The following is a 15,443-nucleotide window of genomic DNA, read 5'->3' on the forward strand; positions in this document are numbered from 1 at the left end:
CATGAGCAGGACAGAGGCAGGGCCGGACAGACACAGCTTCTGGCACGACCCTGCCCTGCCCTTCATCGAGGCGCGGGCGGTGCAGGATGGCCGCCACGTCTGCTACGACAAGCACAGCCACGCCCACTTCTCCATCGGCGCCATCACCGGCGGCCACAGCCACTACCTCAACCAGCGCAGCAGGCAGGAGGTCGGCCCGGGTTCCCTGGTGCTGATGAATCCGGAGGAGGTGCACGCCTGCAACCCCATCGCCGACCAGCCCTGGTCCTATCTGATGTTCTACCTCGATACCGACTGGCTGCGCGGTCAGCAGGAGGAGGCCGGCCTCGGCAGCGAGTTTAGGCCCTTCGACATGACGGCGAGCCGGGATCCCCTGCTCTACCAGGGCTTGCAGCACCTCCATCACCAGTTGGTGCAGGCGCCGGATCCCCTGGCCCGCGAGGTGGCCTGCCACCTGTTCAGTCGCCAGTTGCTGGCCAGGCTCACCCCGGCACGCTGGGACGATCGCCCGCCCCAGCACCTGCAACGGGCCGCCGAGCTGATGCAGGACGACAGCGCCAGCCCCCTCAGCCTGTCACAGCTGAGCGCCGTGGCCGGGCTCACTCCCTCCCACTTCGTGCGCGCCTTCAGCCACCATTACGGCATGACCCCCCACGCCTATCTGCTGGACAGGCGCATCCGCCACGCCCGCACCCTGCTCAAACAGGGGCAGCCCCTGGCCGAGGTCGCCCTGGCCAGCGGCTTTGCGGATCAGGCCCACTTCCAGCGCCAGTTCAAGCGCAGGGTCGCCGCCACCCCGGGCCAGTACAGGACCCAGCTCGCCCGTCAGGCTGAACGCACCAGATAGGCGGCGCTGAGCAGCAGCAAGAGCGCCATGGCCCGGTTGAACCAGCGCAGTCGGCGAGGCACGAGCAGCAACCCCTGCATGCAACTGCCGGCATAGGCCCAGCAGGCGATTGAGCCGAGGCAGATCACCAGATAGACAGAGGTAAACAGGGCGATCTGCCCCAGCCCGCCCGCGACCCCGTAGGCCCCCATCCCCATGCTGGCCGCCAGCCAGGCCTTGGGATTGAGCCACTGCATCAGGGCCCCGTACCAGAAGGCGGGTGGCGCCCCCTCGACCCGCTCCAGCTGCCCCCTGTCCACCAGCAGCTGCCAGGCCATGTAACAGAGAAAGAGCACGCCGCCCCAGTGGATGGCGCCCGCCGCCACCGGCCACCGGGACAGGGCACCGCCGAGGCCCAGCCCCATCAGCAGGAGCAGCAGGATGAAGCCCAGGGTCGCCCCCACCACGTGGCGCAGGCTGGCCGGGAAGCCGTAGCGGGCACCGGTGCCGAGGGCGACCAGGTTGACTGGCCCCGGGGAGATGGACATGGCCAGGGCAAACCCGGACATGGACAACAACAGACTGATTTCCATGGATGATGCTCACGCAAAGGATTGAGCCACCAGCCTACCCGGCCCGCCCGAGCCGATATTGAAGGAAATTGCGATCCCGCGGCACATGGCAAGGCACATTGCGGGCTTAGCGCTAGCCACGGCTTGCGGTAAACTGGCCCTCAATCATCTATTTGCAGGACATCTCAATGGACCAGTTTGCCCATATCAGCGCCCAGGATGCCCACCAGAAGCTGGAGGCCGGTGAGGCCCGTCTCGTGGACATTCGCGATCCCCAATCCTTCGAGACGGCCCACGCGGTCGGCGCCTTCCACCTCACCAACGGTTCCCTGGTTCGCTTCATGAACGAGGTGGACTTCGATACCCCGGTGATCGTGATGTGCTATCACGGCAACAGCAGCCAGGGAGCGGCCCAGTATCTGCTGCAACAGGGCTATGACGCCGTCTACAGCCTGGACGGCGGCTTCGAGGCCTGGCGCAGGGAGTTCCCGATCCAGGCAGGCGACGCATGACAGGGGCGGGCCACTCCTCCCCGGCCGGCATGATCCAGCTGCTGGTACTGGGTGACGCCCGCATGGCCCAGGCGCTGGTGGATTACCTCGCCACCCTGGGCATCTCGTGCGAGCTGACCCAGTCCGAGCTCGGTGTCTCCGTCTGGCTGGCGAACGAGCAGCGCCTCGCCCAGGCCCAGCTGGAGGTGAAGCGCTTTCTGGCCGAGCCCAACCACCCCCGCTACATGGAAGCCTCCTGGCAGTCCGGCCGGGCGGATGCCCGCATCGACTACAGTAAGGGGATGACGGATCCCGTCACCGACTTCCTCCATCAGGCAGGCCCCCTGACCCTGGTGGTCATCATCGCCTGCCTGGCCATCTATGCCCTCGACGCCATAGGCCTGCCCATCTTCGACGAGCTGGCGTTCCACCCGACCCTGGCCCAGTTCACCGACTGGCAGGCCTGGCGCTACGTCACCCCGGCCTTTATCCACTTCTCGGTGCTGCACCTGGTGTTCAACCTGCTGTGGTGGTGGTATCTCGGCGGCCAGATCGAGCAGCGGCTCGGCAGCGGCAAGCTGTTTATCCTGCTGCTGGTCGGGGCTGCGCTGCCCAATATCGCCGAGTTCTTCGTGAGTGGCCCGCGCTTTGGCGGCCTCTCCGGGGTGGTCTATGCCCTGCTCGGCTACAGCTGGATGCGGGCCAGGTTGCAGCCCGCCTGCGGCCTCACCATGCCGCCGGCCCTGATGGGCTTCATGCTGATCTGGCTGGTGCTCGGCTTCTTCGACATGCTCGGCACTCCCACCGCCAACATGGCGCATCTGGTCGGCCTGCTGGTCGGCCTGCTGCAAGGTTGGCTGGACAGGCATCACAGGCCCGCCTGACGTCTCATCGTCGCGATTGCTACGGCCCGCTCGGCAGCCATAGCTACCGCCAACATGGCCCATCTGGTCGGTCTGCTGGTCGCGGCCTGCTGCAAGGCTGGCTGGACAGGCATCACAGACCAGCGTGACGCACTTCCTCGCTGGCACCATCACCAGAAACGAAAACGCCGCCCCTAAGGGCGGCGTTTTTATGATCCAGCTGGTTTACTGCTTGAGCAGGCTGGCGTCGGTCACCTTGACCGCATTACCGCCGCTTGCGAAGAAGCTGCCGAACTGGGTCTGCATCTCTGTGGTGACGGCGCCGGTCGGATCGAAGTTCTCGTCCGGTGCCAGCAGCGAGCTGTGACCACCGGCCACGAAGCGGGTGGCGTGGTGGTTGGCCGCACCGGTCGCACTCAGGGGTTGCAGGGCCAGCACCTTGAACAGCGGCTCGGTGCCACCCAGGGGGGCGGTGGCAATGCTGTTCGGGATCACCCGATCCGACAGGCTCAGGGCGCCGTCGCCGACGACTTCGGTGGCAAATAGCGGGAAGTCCGCCGCTATCCCGCGACCCAGGTTGATCGGATCAGCCGAATCCAGCACCGACTGGGCCGCGAAGCTGTAGCTCTGCAGGGTACCGGCCGCGCTCGCCTGGGTGGCAGCGTCCAGGCTCGGCAGGAACTCGTTGACGAAGCAGGTCGGCGCCGCCGTCTTGCAGTTCGGCGCATAGGCGGTGAAGGCCGTCTTCAGGGCGGCGCTGCCACCGGTCAGCACGCTCATCTGGATGGTCGGTCCGAAGGTCGGCGAGTTCAGCAGCAGCGGGGCAATGCCGCCCCCCGGCATGGCCAGGCCACCGGTGGTGAACTTGAACAGGGCATCCGCCTGGGCGTTGCCGATGGGCTGATTGGCCACCGCCAGCAGGTTGGCCCCGGCGATGGCACCCAGGGAGTGACCCAGGAAGTGCACCTTGAGGTTGCCGGCAGTCCCGATGGCTCCTGCCTTATTGGCCAGACCCACCGCCAGACGCAGGCCCAGCAGATCCGCCACGCTCTGTTTCAGGTTGTCCCGCGCCACCGTCAGATAGCTCAGGTTCAGGTAGGGAGTCGGGTTTTTATCCGTGGTGACCGAGTCCGGACTGCCGGTCAGGGCGAAGCCACGCTCCCCGTGCAACGGATGGTCGATCACCACCACGGCCACGTTCTTCTTTGCCTGGGCGCCGGCACCGATCTGGCCCAGCGCCAGGGCGTAGGCGTTCTCCTTCACCGAGGTGACGCCGTGCTGATAGATGATCACATCTGTGATGGTCTTCAGGTCATTGGTTGCGGCGAAGATCCGCATCGGCACGGACTGCACCTCTTCCAGCTTGGGCAGCGGGTTGAAGCGGCCTATGTTCATCTCGGGATCCAGCGCCTTGCCGCCGGAGGTGAGGGTCACCCCGATCAGCTTGCTCGCCTCCGCCAGCAACTCGGCCTGACGGCTCGGATCGGCGATGAGCTCGCCCAGCAGGGCCGGATCCACACCGGCGCCCACCAGACCGCCGATCACCTCGGCATCCTGTGCCTTCAGCGCATTGGCGATGGCATAGAGGCTGGGGATGGCACCATGCCAGGACTGGGTCCTGGCCTTGTCCCAGGAGCCGGCGGTGGCCGGTGAGGAGAGGAAGTAGGGCAGCTTGACGGTACCGCTGTAGACGGTGGCCGCCTTGGCCAGGCCGTTGAGCGGGGTGCCGGTGCCGAAGGCTGCGGCAATGGCATCTTTCTGCTCTTGCGGCAGGAACTGCTCCGCATCCAGCTGGGTCAGGAAGGTATTGCTGCCGGTCACGGCCAGGGTGTAGGTGCCGGGCAGGCTGGTGTTGCCCAGGGCATCCTGCTTCCACAGGGCGGCAGCGTCCAGGGTCGGGCTCTTGAGCACGGAAGCGGCCGCGCCCTTCACCGCTACCAGCACGTCGGCACCGGACTGGGTACCGAACCAGTCGGAGAAGATCACATGATCGCTGGTGATGCCGGTGGCCGCCTTGAACAGCTCTTCCTGCAGCGCTATCAGGCCGCTGATGGTCTGCTCCTGGGCATTGCTGCCGGTGGTGCTCTTGTAGTTGCTATAGTCGCTGCCCGCCCGCAGAGGGTTGCCGCTGCTGTCCTTGAGCGAATCGGTCGCCACTATCATGTAGTAGGAAGAGGGATTGAGCGGCTTGAGCGGCACCAGGTTCAGCTTGCCCGCCGACTCGGCGACCACGAAGTCCACCCCGTAGGCCAGCACCTTCTTCACACCACTCGGGCGCAGGGCGGCGCTGTCGAATTCCAGCTCCAGCAGGTAGAGCGGGGCCACTGAGGCACCGAATTCGGCGGCGGACGGCGCCTTGACTGTGATGCCCGAGGCAGTCACTGGCACTATCTGGATCGCCTGGGTAGTGGACCAGCCATCCAGGGTGGAGAGGGCTGAGACTGGATTGGAGAGATCGGCCGTTTCGGTCGAGAACTTCAGGGTGCCGTCACTGGCACGGGCGGCCAGGGCGCTGGGGCGCGCCGCATTGGTGCCGCTCAGCAAATAATCGAGATAGCTTGAGGTATCGCCTTTGTTTTCGTCACTGCCACCACAACCGCTCAGCAGCGCACTGACGACTGCCGCGTAAATTAGCTTCTTTTTCATATCCTTATCTCTTTATATGTTGTTATCCATGATGAGCCTGACGGGGTAGGGTCCAAACCCGACCGAGTCATATTAACAGCAACGCAACAATTAATAAGCCTCTGGTCGGTCATCTGATCTGATTTTTTTGTGTACAACATCAAGGAATTGGAATTGATCCCCGGCGCCAGAGGGTAACAACCTTCCCCTTATCACCAGACCCGACCAGAACCTTTCAGCGCCAGTGGCGCAAAAAGCCACCCCGATCTCGGCAAAGGGGGGGATTTGTCGGTAGAATGGCGCCATTGCTTAAGGAGAACCCCATGATCGACCCGAAAAAACTGGAAGAGATCGCCAAACAGATACACAACGCCCTGCCGCCCGGCATTCGCAGCATGGGTGAAGAGGTGGAGAAGAAGACCCGTCAGGTGCTGCAGGCCCAGCTGAACAAGCTGGATCTGGTGAGCCGCGAAGAGTTTGACGTGCAGACCAAGGTGCTGCTGCGCACCCGGGAGAAGCTGACTGCCCTCGAGGCCAAGCTGGCCCAGCTGGAACAGCAACTCGGCGCCAAGGGCGAGTAATACGGCTCGACGTCCCGTCGGCACATAAAACAAACCCCAGCCTGGCTGGGGTTTGTTGTTTCTGATGCCCGAGGGGGGCCGATACGGGCTGGCAAACCAGGTTGCTCACCCCCTCATCCCCACCCCTTCTCCCGCGAGGGGAGAAGGGAGCAGATCGGCGTTCCTCGGCTAGACGGTGATCAGATGAACTCGTAGGCGTCGCCGAAGATGCGCTCTGGCTCAGCCCCCAGCACCTTGAACTCCTCGCGGGCGGCACCCGCCATCTCGAAGCGACCGGCCACATAGATGTCGTAGTCATGCAGGCTGACGAAGTCATCCATGATGGCCTTGTGCACCAGGCCGGTCTTGCCGGTCCAGTCAGCTTGTGGCTCCTGCACCACGGGGATGAAGGTCAGCGGCGCATAGTCGCGCTCCCACTGCTGCATCAGCCCCTGTTCATAGAGCCAGTGCGCCTGGCGCACGCCCCAGTAGAGGAACACCGGGCGCTTGCTGCCGGTATCGATCAGATACTCCAGGATGGCGCGGGCGTAGGAGAAGCCGGTGCCACCCGCCATCAGGATCAGGGGGCGCGGCGATTCGTCACGCAGGAAGGCCTTGCCCGCCGCCAGTTCGATCTCGATCTCCCCCTGCTCGCGCATGCGGGCCAGCACCTGACCGGCGTAGGCGTTCTCCGGGGTGGCACCGATCTGCAGCTCCAGCACACCGGAGCGGGTCGGCGAGTTGGCGATGGAGAAGGGGCGCTTGTCCGAATCGCTCATCACCACCAGCAGATACTGGCCAGGCTTGAAGCTCACCGCTTGCTGCGGCGTCAGGGCCACGTGCCAGATGGTGTCGACATATTCGCGCAGTTCCTCTACGCGGCACTTGATACGTTGCATTCTTGTCCTTGTGAGGGGCCTGCCCGGCCCGCTTCGCTCATGGTTTCACTGTTTTCTGGCGACCAGCTTGTGGTCAAGTCAGTCGAGCATACCCAATTCGGCACGGCAATACCGCACTTTTGCGTCGACATGGCCGCCAACCCGGGCGGGTCGCTCAGTCGAGGATCTTCAACTCGTCCCAGATCCCGTCGATCTTCTGCTTCACCGCCTCGTCCTGGACTATGGGCTGACCCCACTCCCGGTTGCTCTCCCCCGGCCACTTGTTGGTGGCATCCAGCCCCATCTTGGAGCCGAGCCCCGAGACCGGCGAGGCGAAGTCGAGATAGTCGATGGGCGTGTGTTCGATCAAGGTGGTGTCCCGCGCCGGGTCCATCCGGGTGGTGATGGCCCAGATCACGTCCTTCCAGTCCCGGGCGTTAATGTCGTCGTCGCAGACGATCACGAACTTGGTATACATGAACTGGCGCAGGAAGGACCAGACCCCCAGCATCACCCGCTTGGCATGGCCGGGATAGCGCTTCTTGATGGTCACCACCGCCATCCGGTAGGAGCAGCCTTCCGGCGGCAGGTAGAAGTCCACGATTTCGGGGAACTGCTTCTGCAGCAGCGGCACGAACACCTCGTTCAGCGCCACCCCGAGCACAGCCGGCTCATCGGGCGGACGGCCGGTGTAAGTGCTGTGATAGATGGCATCGCGGCGCATTGTCATGTGGGTGATGGTGAACACCGGGAACTCGTCCACCTCGTTGTAGTAGCCGGTGTGATCCCCGTAGGGACCCTCGGGTGCCATCTCCCCCGGCTCCAGATAGCCTTCCAGCACGATTTCGGCGCTGGCGGGCACCTCGAGATCGCAGCTCAGGGCCTTCACCACCTCGGTGCGGCTGCCCCGCAGCAGGCCGGCGAAGGCGTACTCGGAGAGGCTGTCCGGCACCGGCGTCACGGCGCCGAGTATGGTCGCAGGATCGGCGCCGAGCGCCACCGCCACCGGGAAACGTTCACCCGGGTGGGCCTCCTGCCACTCGCGAAAATCGATGGCGCCGCCGCGGTGATCCAGCCAGCGCATGATGAGCTTGTTCTTGCCGATCTTCTGCTGACGGTAGATGCCGAGGTTCTGGCGCTTCTTGTAGGGGCCTCGGGTAATGGTCAGCCCCCAGGTCACCAGGGGCGCCACATCGCCGGGCCAGCAGTGCTGGATGGGGATCTGGTCCAGATCCACCGCGTCCCCCTCCAGCACCACCTGCTGACAGGGGGCGGAGGAGAGCCGCTTGGTCGGCATGTTGAGCACCTGCTTGAAGATCGGCAGCTTCTCCATCAGCTCCTTGAGACCACGGGGCGGCTCGGGCTCTTTCAGGTAGGAGAGCCAGACCCCGACCTGGCGAAGGGCACCGACGTTGGGCTGGCCCATGCCCATGGCGACCCGATCCGGGGTGCCGAACAGGTTGGTCAGCACCGGCATGGAGTAGCCTTTGGGATTCTCGAACAGCAGGGCCGGGCCGCCCGCACGCAGGGTGCGGTCGCTGATCTCGGTCATCTCCAGATAGGGGTCTATCTCGCGGCTGATGCGCTTGAGCTGTCCGGTTTGTTCCAGCTGCGCGATGAAATCACGCAAGTCCTTGTATTTCATGCAGGTACCCTAGCGGGGTCAGGAGGTTCCGCATTATAACCCTGGCCGCGCATCCGGTGTACCCGTATCGGGCAGCATGACGGACGAGGCGTGACGTCGCTCCTGCCGGGTGAGCCTGTCCGCCAGCTGACCCAGCAGCCTGGGCTCGTCCATTTGCAGCAAGAGACCGGCCACCAGGCCGCCATACTGGTGCTTGCCTAGCTCCGCCAGCAGATATTGCTGGGCACCGTCCGGCAGCGGAGAGAGCCGGCTGAGCTGCTGCAGGGCGGGGATCATCAACCGCCCGTTGCGGCTGGCGGCGATCAGCAGATCGCTCGCCTCCTGGCCGGTATGGAAGCGGGGAATGGAGTGCAGGGCCGTCAGGCTGTCGTGATCCACAGGCTGACGCCACAGCTTCAGGTAGAGCGCGGTATCGCCGGTCCGCTCGATGAGGTGCAGCAGCAACTGGTTGTCAGGCAGGAAGAGGTTGAGGGAGGCGAGCCGGTCGGCCTCGCGCCGCAGCACCGGGGTGGGCTGATCATCGAGCACGCTCAGCAGCGCCTGCTGCTGCCGGGTCAGCTCAGGGTTGCGGCTGTAGTAGACCTGCTTGTAGTCGAAGCGGTTCTGCTCGAGCAGTTGGCGGTAGTTGTCCTGCCAGGCCAGCTGCTGCCAGTGGTTGAGCACCAGCCGGGCCTCGGCGGCAAAATCATAGGCGGGCAGCTGGACCAGGAAGCCGTCCACCTCCCCCTCCACCAGCCATTGCGGCGCCTTGGCGGCCTGCTTGCGCACCCAGGCCAGCAGATCGGGGCTGGGGGCATTCGATGACTTGAGCCCGCTCAGCAGCTGATGCAGCAAATACTCCCGCTGCCCCACCGCCAGACTCTCCAGCAGGGCATCCATGGCGTCAAACTGGCCGAGGGCCAGCCGGCCGTTCAGATATTCACTGTGACCTTGCAACCCCTCGTCAGCCACCAGCGGCGCCCGCTGCGGCGGGAGCGAATCGGCCTGCACCGGGGCGGCCAGCATCCAGCAGAGCCCTATGAGAAATACCAGCTTCATGACGTCCCTGTCCTTGTGACATCGAGGCTCACATACTACTAAGCCAGCCGTGAAATAGATAAACAAAAACCGCGACCTGGGCCGCGGTTCTGTCATTCCAAGATGCAGTTATTTCTGCTGACGCTTCATGGAGTCGAAGAACTCGTCATTGGTCTTGGTGGCTGCCAGCTTGTCGATGAGGAATTCGATGCTGTCGATCTCGCCCATGGGGTGAATGATCTTGCGCAGTATCCACATCTTCTGCAGCTCGTCCGGCGCGGTCAGCAGCTCTTCCTTGCGGGTGCCGGAGCGGGTGATGTCGATGGCCGGGTAGACACGCTTCTCGGCAATCTTGCGCGAGAGGTGCAGTTCCATGTTACCGGTACCCTTGAACTCTTCGTAGATGACTTCATCCATCTTGGAGCCGGTATCCACCAGTGCGGTGGCGATGATGGTCAGGCTGCCGCCTTCCTCAACGTTACGGGCGGCACCGAAGAAGCGCTTGGGCCTGTGCAGGGCGTTGGCATCCACACCACCGGTCAGTACCTTGCCGGATGAGGGGATGACGGTGTTGTAGGCACGCGCCAGACGGGTAATGGAGTCCAGCAGGATGACCACATCCTTCTTGTGTTCGACCAGACGCTTGGCCTTCTCGATCACCATGTCGGCAACCTGAACGTGGCGCGAAGCAGGTTCGTCGAAGGTAGAGGCGATCACTTCACCCTTCACCATGCGCTGCATCTCGGTCACTTCTTCGGGACGCTCGTCGATGAGCAGCACGATCAGTTCACAGTCCGGGTGGTTGTAGGCGATGCTCTGGGCGATGTTCTGCAGCAGCATTGTCTTACCGGCCTTGGGCGGCGCCACGATCAGGCCACGCTGGCCTTTACCTATGGGGGCAGCCAGGTCCAGCACGCGGGCTGTGATGTCTTCGGTCGAGCCGTTGCCACGCTCCATGCGCAGACGCTCGTTGGCGTGCAGCGGAGTCAGGTTCTCGAACAGGATCTTGTTGCGGACGTTTTCCGGGCGGTCGTAGTTGACCTCGTTGACCTTGAGCAGCGCGAAATAACGTTCGCCCTCTTTCGGTGGCCGGATCTTGCCGGAAACGGTATCGCCGGTTCGCAGGTTGAAACGGCGGATCTGGCTCGGGGAGACGTAGATATCGTCCGGGCCGGCCAGATAGGAGCCGTCTGCACTGCGCAGGAAGCCAAAGCCGTCGGTCAGGATTTCCAGCACACCGTCGCCAAAGATATCCTCGCCACCCTTGGCGTGCGCCTTGAGGATCGCGAAGATGATGTCTTTCTTGTGCGCCCGAGCCAGATTTTCCAACCCCATGGATTCGCCAAGCTGTACCAGCTCAGACACAGGAGTGTTCTTTAGTTCAGTCAGATTCATAGTGGTGAAAGTCTGTAAGCAAGGATTGAAATGAGGAGACAGTCTGCTGGATTGATGCTGATCGGATTTGACTTGCCAGGCTGCTGTTAAGCAAGGAGTCAGGCAAAAAGGTTAGCAAACGAGCGATAAACTAGCACCAATCGGGATGAGCGTCTAGGTGATAAAACACAAGGAGCGCATTATTGCAATGCGCTCCTTCTTGATTATTACAGGTTACCGTCCAGGAACTCTTTCAGCTGAGTCTTGGACAGGGCGCCGACCTTGGTCGCTGCCACTTCGCCATTCTTGAACAGCAAGAGGGTCGGGATACCGCGAATGCCATACTTGGGCGGAGTGTCGGCGTTATGATCGATGTTCAATTTCGCCACTGTCACGCGACCGGCATATTCTTGGGCGACTTCGTTCAGGATCGGGGCAATCATCTTGCACGGACCGCACCATTCAGCCCAGAAATCGACCAGAACGGGGCTGTCGGCTTTGATTACATCGGCCTCGAAGCTGGCATCGCTCAGCTGAACAATCTTGTCACTCATCTCCAACTCCAGTCAGTAATTAAGGCTTTATTGATGGTTCAACAAAGGCAATAGTTGCCCTATTTGAAATGATCCTGTTTATTATTGCAAGCCTAACCTGATAACCTACCGCCATGAGCAAAACACATCTAACGACCGAAAAATTCGCCCAAATGGGCCTCGAACCCGAAGTTCTGGCTGGTCTGGAATCAAAGGGATTTCACTATTGTACGCCCATCCAGGCACTGTCTCTGCCCCTGCTGGTAGAAGGCCATGACCTCGCCGGTCAGGCCCAGACGGGAACCGGCAAGACCCTTGCCTTCCTGGCCGCGACCTTCAACTATTTATTGACCCATCCCCTGACCAGGCCGCGCCTCGTCAACCAGCCCCGCGCCATCATCATGGCCCCGACCCGGGAGCTGGCGGTCCAGATCTACAACGATGCAGAAGGCATGTCTGCCTCCACCGGGCTCAAGCTCGGTCTCGCCTATGGTGGCGAAGGCTATGACAAGCAGCTGGCTGTGCTGGAACAGGGTGTCGACATCCTGATCGGTACCACAGGCCGCATCATCGACTACTTCAAGTCCAAGGTGATCGATCTGGGCAACATCCAGGTCGTGGTGCTGGATGAAGCGGATCGCATGTTCGATCTCGGCTTCATCAAGGACATCCGCTTCCTGTTCCGCCGCATGCCCCCCGCCACCGAGCGTCTGAGCATGCTGTTCTCCGCCACCCTCTCCCTGCGGGTGCAGGAGCTGGCCTACGAGCACATGAACCACCCGGAACACGTGCAGATAGAGCCGGAACAGATGACGGGCGTGCGCATCAAGGAGGAGCTGTTCTACCCCTCCAACGAAGACAAGATGCTGCTGTTGCTCTCCCTGATGGAAGAGGAGTGGCCGGAAAAAGCCATCGTCTTCGCCAACACCAAGCATGTCTGCGAAGACGTGCATGCGTGGCTGGAGAATGACGGCCACCGCGTCGGCCTGCTGACCGGTGACGTGCCGCAGAAGAAGCGGATGAAGATCCTGGAAGACTTCACCAAGGGCACCCTGGACATCCTGGTCGCCACCGACGTGGCCGCCCGTGGTCTGCACATCCCCGACGTGACCCACGTCTTCAACTACGACCTGCCCGACGACGCCGAAGACTATGTACACCGTATCGGTCGTACCGGTCGTGCCGGCAAGAGCGGTCACTCCATCAGCCTGGCCTGTGAAGACTATGCCTTCAACCTGCCGGCCATCGAGGAGTACATCCATCACGCCATCCCGGTCAGCAAGTACGATCGCGACTCCCTGCTGGATGATGTGACAGCCCCGAAACGGGTGTTCCGCAACCGCCAGCCGGTGAACCGCAACATGCGGGATCGCCAGGGTGGTGGCAACAGCAACAACCGCCGCCGTCCGCCACGCAAGAACTAAGGGACTGGCCCAGTTGCACAACTCGCCGCTCTATGCCGCCATCGACCTCGGCTCCAACAGCTTTCACATGCTGGTGGTGCGCGAGGTCGCCGGTGCCCTGCGCACCGTCACCAAGGTCAAGCGCAAGGTGCGCCTCGCCGCCGGTCTCGACCCGGAATTTCGTCTCAGCCGTGCCGCCATGGAGCGGGGCTGGGACTGCCTGCGTCTGTTCTCCGAGCAGTTGCAGGACATTCCGTCCGACAACATCCGGGTGGTGGGTACCGCCACCTTGCGCCTCGCCACCAACGTCGACGAGTTCCTGAGCGAAGCGGAACGGGTGCTCAACCACAGCATCGAGATCATCTCGGGCGAGGAAGAGGCCAAGACCATCTACGAGGGGGTCTCCTGGACCTCCGCCGGGGAAGGCAACCGCCTGGTGATCGACATCGGCGGCGCCAGCACAGAGCTGGTGATAGGCGAACACAGCGAAGCCAAACTGCTCAACAGCCTGCACATGGGCTGCGTCACCTGGCTCAACAATCACTTCGGTGATGGCGAGCTCTCCGAGGCCCGTTTCCAGCAGGCCATTGCCGCCGCCAAGACGGTACTGGAGAAAGTGGCGGAAGATTACCGCGCTCTCGGCTGGCGCACCTGCGTCGGCGCCTCCGGCACTGTCCAGGCGCTGCAGGAGATCATGCTGGCGCAAGGGAAGAGCGAGCGGGTCACCCTGCCCAAGCTGCAGGAGCTGATGGGTCAGGCCATCGCCTGCGGCAGGCTGGATCGGCTGCAGCTGGAAGGGTTGGCCGCCGAGCGGCTGACCGTGTTCCCCTCCGGCCTCGCCATCCTGATCGCCATCTTCGAGACCCTGAACATAGAGAGCATGACGCTGGCGGGTGGCGCCCTGCGGGAAGGCCTTATCTACGGCCTGCTCGGCAACAATCACGACTGTGATGCCAGGGACAGAACCGCCGACAGCCTGATCAGCCGCTATCAGCTGGATAAAGAGCACGCCGAGCGGGTGCGCGACACCGCCGTCGAGGCCTTCAACCAGCTGCAACCGGCCTGGCGACTCTCCAAGCGTTACGGCCGCCCCATCCTGCGTTATGCGGCCCTGCTGCACGAGATCGGTCTCTGCATCGAGTACAAGAAGGCGCCGCAACACGCCGCCTACATCATCGACAACATCGACATGCCGGGCTTCACCCCGGCGCAGAAGAAGCTGTTGTCGGCCCTGCTGTTCAACCAGCGGGACGAATTCAAGCTGGACACCCTGGAGAAGCAGGGCGCCGTCACCGGTCGTCAGGCGATCCGGCTGGCCCGCATCCTGCGCATCGCGCTCATCCTCTGCATGCGCCGCACCCAGGGCACAGTGCCCAGCTTCACCCTGCAGGCCGAGGAGGAGTCGCTGACCCTGACCCTGCCCAAGGGGTGGATGGACGAACACTACCTGCGCGCCAGCGAGCTGCGGCTCGAGGTGGAGCGCCAGCAGAAGATGGGCTGGCCCACCCGCGTACAGGAAGCCTGACCTCATCACCTGCCAGTCTGGGAGTCGATCATGCCGGATTACCAACCCATCAGCTGTGACCTCTACGACTGGCTCGAGATAGCCGCCCGCTGGCAACTGCCGGTGACCCTGGTCGGCCACGACGGTCGTCGGTGGGATGACAGGGTCCGCACCATAGCGGCCAGTGACGGCGTCGAGTATCTGCTGCTGGAGAGCGGCGAGCGCCTCAGCCTCGCCGATCTCGCGACCCTGGATCTCGTCTGGCAGGGGGAGGCGCGGCATATCCGCTTCGCACCCGCCCGCTGATCCCAAAGCAAAAAGGAGGGCCAACATATGTTGGCCCTCCTTTTTGCATCCGCGACTCACACCGACAGTTAACCCGCCAGCGCCGCCATCACATAGACGTCGAAGCGGTTACCCTTGGTCTCTATGGCCATGCTGGGTTTATGTTCATTGAGCCAGCCAGCATAGGCTGGGCGCTTTACCACCACCCGCTTGTTCGCCATCTTGAGCGCGGCCGGCAGCAGGGCATCCGCATCGAGATCCGGTCCCACCAGGGACTGGAACACCCGCATCTCTTTCTTGACCAGAGCCGACTTCTGCTTGTGGGGGAACATGGGATCGAGATAGATGACATCGGGCCGCTCGCTCAACGCCAGCAGGTTGTCCACCGCAGGCCCCTGCAGTAAATGCATGCGCTCGCTGACCCAGGAGCCAATCTCGGGATCCTGCGCCGCCCGTGCCAGCCCGTCCTGCAACAGGGCCGCCACCACGGGGCTGCGCTCTATCAGGGTCACCTTGCAGCCGAGGGAGGCCAGCACGAAGGCGTCACGGCCGAGCCCGGCGGTGGCATCCACCACTGTCGGCATGGCCCCGGACTTCAGCCCCACCGCCTTGGCGATGGACTGGCCGCGGCCGCCACCGAACTTGCGCCTGTGGGCCACGGCCCCTTCCACGAAGTCTACATAGACGCCGCCCAGCTTGGGTTCGTCCAGCTTGCGCAGCTCCAGCCTGGTGTCAGTTAGCACCAGCGCAAAGGGGGCAGGAAACTCCACCTCGGCCAGACGCAGTCGCAGGGCGTCCAGCTCGCCATCGCGGGCGGGCACTTCACTGAAAACCTGGATATGGGGCATAACGAAGACTCATGGCGGC

General features: G+C 63.1%; 15 protein-coding genes. 7 read left to right on the forward strand and 8 right to left on the reverse strand.

Going from position 1 to position 15,443, the window contains the following annotated elements:
* Window position 1: 1 nt before the first annotated feature.
* Complete coding sequence (locus tag Aeroheme_RS20415) at window positions 2-847, forward strand: helix-turn-helix domain-containing protein (RefSeq protein ID WP_411166469.1); 846 nt, start codon at window positions 2-4, stop codon at window positions 845-847.
* On the opposite strand, the gene Aeroheme_RS20420 is transcribed toward Aeroheme_RS20415, so the two are convergent.
* Window positions 826-1,419 (reverse strand): LysE family translocator, encoded by a 594-nt coding sequence (locus tag Aeroheme_RS20420; protein ID WP_025328821.1) that lies wholly within the window; start codon window positions 1,417-1,419, stop codon window positions 826-828. The two genes, Aeroheme_RS20415 and Aeroheme_RS20420, sit on opposite strands and share 22 nt — an antisense overlap.
* Window positions 1,420-1,586: 167 nt before the next feature.
* On the opposite strand from Aeroheme_RS20420, the gene glpE reads away from it, so the two are divergent.
* Window positions 1,587-1,910, forward strand: a complete 324-nt coding sequence (gene glpE / locus Aeroheme_RS20425) for a thiosulfate sulfurtransferase GlpE (protein ID WP_025328822.1) — start codon at window positions 1,587-1,589, stop codon at window positions 1,908-1,910.
* Window positions 1,911-1,939: 29 nt separating this feature from the next.
* Window positions 1,940-2,773: a rhomboid family intramembrane serine protease GlpG gene (glpG, locus tag Aeroheme_RS20430; RefSeq protein WP_234677020.1), complete on the forward strand. Its 834-nt coding sequence runs from the start codon at window positions 1,940-1,942 to the stop codon at window positions 2,771-2,773.
* 204 nt (window positions 2,774-2,977) lie between these two features.
* Here glpG and Aeroheme_RS20435 read toward each other — a convergent pair whose 3' ends face one another.
* Window positions 2,978-5,398 (reverse strand): VolA/Pla-1 family phospholipase, encoded by a 2,421-nt coding sequence (locus Aeroheme_RS20435; RefSeq protein WP_411166470.1) that lies wholly within the window; start codon window positions 5,396-5,398, stop codon window positions 2,978-2,980.
* A 302-nt stretch (window positions 5,399-5,700) separates the two neighbouring features.
* Here Aeroheme_RS20435 and ubiK point away from each other — a divergent pair, with 302 nt between their 5' ends.
* A complete protein-coding gene (ubiK, locus tag Aeroheme_RS20440) occupies window positions 5,701-5,958 on the forward strand; it encodes a ubiquinone biosynthesis accessory factor UbiK (protein WP_025328825.1) in 258 nt (85 codons plus the stop codon).
* 179 nt (window positions 5,959-6,137) lie between these two features.
* On the opposite strand, the gene fre is transcribed toward ubiK, so the two are convergent.
* From fre to trxA, 5 genes are all read right to left on the reverse strand, one after another.
* Window positions 6,138-6,836: an NAD(P)H-flavin reductase gene (gene fre, locus Aeroheme_RS20445; RefSeq protein ID WP_025328826.1), complete on the reverse strand. Its 699-nt coding sequence runs from the start codon at window positions 6,834-6,836 to the stop codon at window positions 6,138-6,140.
* Window positions 6,837-6,990: 154 nt separating this feature from the next.
* Complete coding sequence (gene ubiD / locus Aeroheme_RS20450; protein WP_025328827.1) at window positions 6,991-8,460, reverse strand: 4-hydroxy-3-polyprenylbenzoate decarboxylase; 1,470 nt, start codon at window positions 8,458-8,460, stop codon at window positions 6,991-6,993.
* Between the two features lie 33 nt (window positions 8,461-8,493).
* Complete coding sequence (locus Aeroheme_RS20455) at window positions 8,494-9,498, reverse strand: hypothetical protein (protein ID WP_163155222.1); 1,005 nt, start codon at window positions 9,496-9,498, stop codon at window positions 8,494-8,496.
* A gap of 108 nt (window positions 9,499-9,606) precedes the next feature.
* Window positions 9,607-10,872 carry a transcription termination factor Rho gene (rho, locus tag Aeroheme_RS20460; RefSeq protein ID WP_041206691.1) on the reverse strand — a complete coding sequence of 422 codons (1,266 nt, stop codon included), beginning with the start codon at window positions 10,870-10,872 and terminating at the stop codon, window positions 9,607-9,609.
* 206 nt (window positions 10,873-11,078) lie between these two features.
* Entirely contained in the window at window positions 11,079-11,405 is a 327-nt protein-coding gene (trxA, locus tag Aeroheme_RS20465; RefSeq protein ID WP_025328829.1) for a thioredoxin TrxA, read from the reverse strand.
* A gap of 113 nt (window positions 11,406-11,518) precedes the next feature.
* Between trxA and rhlB the strand changes: the two genes are divergently transcribed.
* Genes rhlB through Aeroheme_RS20480 form a run of 3 tightly spaced genes read left to right on the forward strand, consistent with a single transcriptional unit; the run spans window position 11,519 to window position 14,597 of the window.
* On the forward strand, window positions 11,519-12,808 hold the full coding sequence (rhlB, locus tag Aeroheme_RS20470; RefSeq protein ID WP_106885407.1) for an ATP-dependent RNA helicase RhlB: 1,290 nt from the start codon (window positions 11,519-11,521) through the stop codon (window positions 12,806-12,808).
* 13 nt (window positions 12,809-12,821) lie between these two features.
* Entirely contained in the window at window positions 12,822-14,312 is a 1,491-nt protein-coding gene (gene gppA / locus Aeroheme_RS20475; RefSeq protein ID WP_111913021.1) for a guanosine-5'-triphosphate,3'-diphosphate diphosphatase, read from the forward strand.
* Window positions 14,313-14,342: 30 nt separating this feature from the next.
* Complete coding sequence (locus Aeroheme_RS20480) at window positions 14,343-14,597, forward strand: Rho-binding antiterminator (protein WP_368168951.1); 255 nt, start codon at window positions 14,343-14,345, stop codon at window positions 14,595-14,597.
* 68 nt (window positions 14,598-14,665) lie between these two features.
* Here Aeroheme_RS20480 and Aeroheme_RS20485 read toward each other — a convergent pair whose 3' ends face one another.
* On the reverse strand, window positions 14,666-15,424 hold the full coding sequence (locus Aeroheme_RS20485; protein ID WP_411166471.1) for a class I SAM-dependent methyltransferase: 759 nt from the start codon (window positions 15,422-15,424) through the stop codon (window positions 14,666-14,668).
* Window positions 15,425-15,443: the final 19 nt, after the last annotated feature.

It is taken from the genome of Aeromonas sp. DSM 116730, assembly GCF_046581335.1.
Lineage (GTDB): Bacteria > Pseudomonadota > Gammaproteobacteria > Enterobacterales > Aeromonadaceae > Aeromonas > Aeromonas rivipollensis.